Annotated in this window: 6 protein-coding genes; 1 reads left to right on the top strand and 5 read right to left on the bottom strand. The window is 43.3% G+C overall.

Annotated features, from left to right (window positions below):
- Positions 1-711: 711 nt before the first annotated feature.
- The 5 genes from BLR65_RS28500 to BLR65_RS28485 all read right to left on the bottom strand — a co-directional run bounded on the left by BLR65_RS28500 (position 712) and on the right by BLR65_RS28485 (position 4558).
- The gene (locus BLR65_RS28500; RefSeq protein WP_093798183.1) at positions 712-1443 is read right to left on the bottom strand and encodes a Rossmann-like domain-containing protein; all 732 of its coding nucleotides are present in this window, start codon (positions 1441-1443) and stop codon (positions 712-714) included.
- A 129-nt stretch (positions 1444-1572) separates the two neighbouring features.
- On the bottom strand, positions 1573-3258 hold the full coding sequence (locus BLR65_RS28495; RefSeq protein WP_093798181.1) for an FAD-dependent oxidoreductase: 1686 nt from the start codon (positions 3256-3258) through the stop codon (positions 1573-1575).
- A 264-nt stretch (positions 3259-3522) separates the two neighbouring features.
- Positions 3523-3813, bottom strand: a complete 291-nt coding sequence (locus BLR65_RS28490; protein WP_093798179.1) for a DUF5320 domain-containing protein — start codon at positions 3811-3813, stop codon at positions 3523-3525.
- Between the two features lie 43 nt (positions 3814-3856).
- Positions 3857-4177, bottom strand: a complete 321-nt coding sequence (locus BLR65_RS29330) for a phenylacetate--CoA ligase (protein ID WP_143122702.1) — start codon at positions 4175-4177, stop codon at positions 3857-3859.
- A gap of 147 nt (positions 4178-4324) precedes the next feature.
- On the bottom strand, positions 4325-4558 hold the full coding sequence (locus tag BLR65_RS28485; protein ID WP_093798177.1) for a hypothetical protein: 234 nt from the start codon (positions 4556-4558) through the stop codon (positions 4325-4327).
- A 156-nt stretch (positions 4559-4714) separates the two neighbouring features.
- Here BLR65_RS28485 and BLR65_RS30680 point away from each other — a divergent pair.
- Positions 4715-4923, top strand: a 209-nt coding sequence (locus BLR65_RS30680; RefSeq protein WP_218130672.1) for a hypothetical protein, incomplete at its 3' end; no start/stop codon positions are given.

Genomic DNA, 4923 nt, shown 5'->3' with positions numbered 1-4923 from the left:
TGCATTGTCTTAAATTCAGCACGAATCACTTCTGGATTATCTGTTAGGCCCTTTAGTATACATACTTGCAGACTATCTCGATGTACATCAATTCCACAGCAACATTCCAAAAGGGCTTCCATCTAAATCACTCCTACTATTTTAAGTGCAGGAAGATTGTCTGATAGAAAAAAGTTTATTGTACGCTGTTTAACAGCAGTTCTCTGTACTCAAAGACAACCCGATCATGTTCTCAAAGCGGAGTAATCTCCAAACCGTCCCTCGATCTTATCCTGCTTCTTCGAGTATAGCATAATTATCGTTATTTTCATCAGTTCTGCTGTGTCAATTATTGTCATGGCTGTTCTTGAAAGTATTTCCTATATATTATAGACAAAGGTCTGACTTAGAGTGTTACGGTCAGGCTTTTTGTGCCGCATTTAGAAGCATCAACTTTCACATTGGATAGCGGCCTTGCCCAATTACATCAAATCTATCTGCCTATTTCTCTCTCCGAAAGTTGAGTTAATTACCTTAAAAAAACAGGCATATCTAATTTTAAGAATGCGCTCATTAACGAAACAGTTGGATTATACGAAGTGAAAAATTTGGGCAGTGATAAAGATGTAAATTAGTTGCTGCTATAAAAAATAGGTCTCAGATAGAAACTTCTATCGAGACCTATTTTTATACGACCTTTCAATTCAAAAATATTAAATAATGGAATGTCATTTAGCGACCACAGAAGCAAAATCTTGGCAAATCAAATAATTTTGCTAGTCCTGCTACCGTGACACCATAATAAATTACTGGTTTTCCCTGCAACAATTCGTGATAGGTATCATTGACTAAGACGCTTCCTGTTGAGAGGACAATATCTGCCCAACGGGCATGCTGCGCATTAAGGGCTGCGTCTTCAATACGGACACCACAGCGGATTTGTCCGATATTATCCGGATTTAGGTCTGTGACTTTAAGTTCAAAAGCTGCTTTGTTTAGTGCTTCAATTAAGGCCGGTTGTAAGCCCACAAAGGCAATTTTGGGATTTCCGTACTTTGCTTTAATAAAGGCAGGCAGCTCTTGGGCACAAAGGGTCGGCTCCTTATCTTTGCAGTGGACTGTTGCTTCAACCATCTCCAAACTTTGCATCGCTGCGTTGAGCGTTGCAACAAAAACCGCGCGGCGAAAGTTGGTATCAAGCGGCAGCTTAAACACATCTTCAAGCGTACCTTCGAATTTTCCGGGTTGATCAGTGAAGGCTTGCCCTACGCCGCCGCGCAGTCGAGCCTCCATCATGACTTCTTTTCCTGTAAGTAATGGATAGTCATTGCGGTCCGGTTTTCCAATCGCCTCTTCTGGCGTAAGATTGCGTGCAGAAACGACTGTGATTTTTTCGCTAGATGACCAATTATGATCGATAGCTAATTGGGAAAGCTTTATTTTTGCTTCTTCTAAAAGTGTCATATTTTGGTCCTCCTTATTTGTTAGTATGAAGACATCCGCAGGATAATTGGACAGCTGGGCAGGTTGTATTCGACTGTAGACCAGACTTCCTATTTATTGTGGATTAGAATGTTGTCAAGTATCAATCGCTTATTCTTTTTCACAAGCGAATGGCCAAGATAGAATACCTCCTTCCATGACCTTAACATTTTCAAAGCCTGCACCTTCTAAAATTCCTTCGGCTTCATAACCGCGCAAGCTGATTTTGCAGAATGCCACAATTTCATCTTTTTTATTTAATTCACTCAACCGGCTGCGCAGTTGCCCCAAAGGAATGTATTGGATATTTTTGCAGCCGGCAAGGCGAATTTGCTTGCATTCATCAGGAGTCCGCACATCAAGAAAAACAGTTTGTTCGGATGGCAATTTCTCTTTGGCCTGCAGGGAAGAAATGCCTTTTAGTTTACCGGCCAATTTGTTCATAACGGCGTTGGCAGCTACTGCCACATTATCAATAGGTGAATTATACGGCGGCGAATAGGACAAGTCAATATTAAATAAATCGTCAATAGTGCCGCCGAGCGTTAAAGCTGTGGCTGCAATGTCCACTCGTTTTGCCACTTCACCTTCGCCTACGGCCTGCAGTCCCAGAATTTTTCCGGAAGTGGCGTGGGCAATTAATTTTACGGTAATTGGTTTGGCTCCCGGCATGTAATGAGGCTTATCATGACCGGCTACCATAGCGGTGATATATTCATAGCCTAATTGTTTGGCATCTTGTTCTGTGAGGCCGGTTTTGCCAACCGTCAGATTATGTATTTTAACGACAACTGTATTGAGAATGCCATTGAATTTTACATGGCCGCCGCATAGATTTTCGCCGATGATCCGCCCGTGCTTATTGGCTGTTGAGCCCATGGGGGCAAATACTTTTTGACCTGATATCAAATTGACATTTTCCACGCAGTCTCCTCCGGCATAAATCGCAGGGTCACTGGTTCTCATTTCTTCATCTACGGCAATGGCGCCGGTTGGGCCGATTACCAGCCCGGCCGCTTTGGCAAGTTCTATATTGGGGCGGGCACCTATGGCCAGAATAACCAGGTCTGCCGGGAGAATACGTTTGTCAGTTTCTATTGCTTCTACTGCCGTATTGCCGGTGAAGCGCACTACATTTTCCGACATTAACAAAGAAATTTTGCTATTTTGCACATATTTACTTACGATACCGGCCATTTCCGGGTCCAAAAATTTCCGGAAAACCTGGTTTTTTCTGATTAGAACTGTAACTGATATATCCCATTTACTTAAAGCGTCTGCCATCTCCATACCAACCAATCCAGAACCGATAATGACGGCATTTTTAAATCGCTTTTCTTCTAACCCTTCCCGAATCGCTTTAGCATCTGAGGGGTGCCAGAGCTGATAAATATTGGCTAAGTCCACGCCTGGCAGTTGCGGCTTGATAGCAGATGCACCGGTTGCAATGACAAGCTTGTCATAGGGAATTATTTCTTCAGTGCCGGAAGTTAGGTTTTTTATATTTACGGTCTTAGCTTGACGATCGATGGCTGTGGCAAGGGTCTGGGTCAATACAGTAATGTCTTTGATATTTTTAAAGTAGTTAGGATTGCGTAAAATACCTACTGGTGTTTTCATTAAATCTTCAATGTTTTGAACATCACCGGCGATATAATAGGGCATACCGCAGGCCCCGTAAGAAATGAGGTCGCCTTTTTCAATAACTGTAATTCTCGCTTCTGGGTCGCATCGCCTGGCCTTGGATGCTGCTTTGAGGCCGGCAGCCACGGCGCCAATAATCACTATGTTTTGCATAAGAAATCCTCCTTATTTTTTATACCCGTGTAAAATGTTGACACAAAAGTAAATTGTCGAAAAGATTTCCTTTAATTTAGTGAATTTTTGGTGGTATATTATAATCTATTTAATGACTCGTCGGGCTGTAAGCCGGGTGCTATTATTGCGGTGTCGTATAGAGTTGAATGATAAAGAAAGGGGCTCTTCGCTATAAAACTGACAGAGGGGATGGGGAAAACTTAGGCTTTGGGAGGATGATAGCGAAGAGCCAGATTTCAATGATTATTCAGCCTTGTAGTTTTGATTGGCCAGGCTACGTAAGGTGTTTGCTTGTGATACTAAAAGTTTTGCCTGGACTTCTAAGCGTTTTGCCTGTACTTCCAGAGTTTCGGACACTGTGGGAACTGCGGGGGTGCTATTGGCAAAGCCAAATTCGCCTTGTATGGCGTTTTGTCTGCTGCCGCGGCCAAAGCCACCGCGGCAAAAGCCAGCGCCAAAGCTGTTGAAAAAAGACATTGGCTGACAGCCACCGCGTCCAGTACCCCAAGGACCGGTTCCATCGCCTCTTGGCATACGATCACCTCCTTTCGTAGAAAATTGATTGTTTAGTACCCTGTCAGGTAATAAAGGTTAGCCGGGCTGTGGTTCGACCACAGGAGCAGCGGTCAGGTGTCAATATGGCAAATTCTCTGGTACGGTAGCGAATCAGAGGCATTGCTTCCCGAGAAAGGGTGGTAAGTACTAGTTCGCCGAGCTGGTTAGGCGCAACAGTAATTCCCGTGTGTGGATTAATGATTTCGGGAATATCAGGCGGGCAGTTATGTTTTTCACAGACAAGGCTTAACAGCGGCAGGTTATGATTGCTAAGACCTTGATTTTTTAAAGAATCGGCTAGTTGAATAGGGGGCCCGGCGGAGAAAAGAGAGTAGTGACACAAAAATCAAGTATCGTTTTTACTTGTGAGTTAACATCATTTTGGCCCGAAATGACCGTTATACCAAGTTTTTCTGCAGCTTGCTGCAGGGCTAAAGTACTAATAGAAAAAGCCATTGGTAGTATCATTAGTACAGAATTTTTGGTGATATTACAAGCGGCTAAATTGGGCAATCATTTCATTTTGGTTGCTGATATCCTGTTGGGTAAAGCCGACCACCCCGCGCAAGTCTGACGTTGGCTGAAGGCGGATAACTTGATTCACAGGAACAGTTAGTAGTCCAAAAGGATAGTTGGCGAAGTTTTCTTGCCCCGGTACTATCCGGCGTACTAGCAAAGCAACAGTGTTTGATCGGGGAGCGCTAATAATTCGGGTAATCATCATTAGAATTGCCTCCTTTTAAATTCATCGTACTCTCTCGGAAACCCGAGATATTATATGGATCAAGGCATTTAGCCTTGGTCTTTTTGCAGTTTTCCTCCAAAATAGACGTGTCGAAAATTTGGGACTTGACTTTTTTGAAACGCCCCCATAATCGCGATGAAGACATCTTTTTGTCTACCTTCGCTGATGGTGGTGATTTTTTTGTTGAAAACGACCCGTTCTCATCGACAATTTCAGGACTTTCTAAAAGAGCAGTTGCAAATCCACTACTTAAAACGCGGTTTTTTAGAGCCGGTTTTGCTCCAGCAAAAAGCCCTAGCCAGTGTCTGGTGCAGCGATTTATCCAAAATCACGGAATTTGTCGC

This window comes from Sporomusa acidovorans, from assembly GCF_900101845.1.
Taxonomy (GTDB): domain Bacteria; phylum Bacillota; class Negativicutes; order Sporomusales; family Sporomusaceae; genus Sporomusa; species Sporomusa acidovorans.
The sequence above is the reverse complement of the archived record's forward strand: the minus strand, read 5'-3'. Positions and strand labels throughout refer to the sequence as shown.

What these genes read in the sequence shown, in the direction of transcription:
- BLR65_RS28500 (WP_093798183.1), bottom strand. Translation starts at nt 1,443, where the DNA reads ATGACACTTTTAGAAGAAGCAAAAATAAAGCTTTCCCAATTAGCTATC.
- BLR65_RS28495 (WP_093798181.1), bottom strand. Translation starts at nt 3,258, where the DNA reads ATGCAAAACATAGTGATTATTGGCGCCGTGGCTGCCGGCCTCAAAGCA.
- BLR65_RS28490 (WP_093798179.1), bottom strand. Translation starts at nt 3,813, where the DNA reads ATGCCAAGAGGCGATGGAACCGGTCCTTGGGGTACTGGACGCGGTGGC.
- BLR65_RS28485 (WP_093798177.1), bottom strand. Translation starts at nt 4,558, where the DNA reads ATGATGATTACCCGAATTATTAGCGCTCCCCGATCAAACACTGTTGCT.